This is a genomic window from Anaerotignum faecicola (assembly GCA_024460105.1).
Taxonomy (GTDB): Bacteria; Bacillota; Clostridia; order Lachnospirales; family Anaerotignaceae; genus JANFXS01.
Map to the genome: position 1 here is coordinate 1 of JANFXS010000389.1, position 421 is coordinate 421.

The 421-nt window shown below is 56.1% G+C and carries 1 protein-coding gene; it reads right to left on the reverse strand.

The features are described 5' to 3' along the window. On the reverse strand, nucleotides 1-421 hold a 421-nt coding region (locus NE664_14520; GenBank protein ID MCQ4727849.1), incomplete at both ends, for a MobA/MobL family protein.

The following is a 421-nucleotide window of genomic DNA, read 5'->3' on the forward strand; positions in this document are numbered from 1 at the left end:
CGCTCATCCATTGCCCGCATGGTCAGCATGACATGGGCGTGTGGGTTTCCGTCCCCTTTGTCATGGATGGCAAAATCCACGCACATTCCTTTGGAAACAAACTGCTGGCGGCAGAAATCCCGTACAAGGGCGGCGTACTGGTCGGGCGGTATCTCTCTGGGAATGGAAAGCACCCACCGCCTTGCAAGCTGGGAGTTCCATTGCTTCTCAACAGCTTCGGCAGCGTTCCAGAGGGTGTTGCGGTCTGTGTACTCCAGGGGAGCGTTTGCCGGGAGCAGGATTTCATTGTGGACGATACCACGCTTTTCCGGGTAGTGTTTTACTTCCTGGTCATATTCACAGAACAGCTTTTCGCCGCTCTGGTAAGCAGCGGCGGCAACCGCAGACTGGCGGTGGCTGCGCTGCACAATAGAGATTTCGT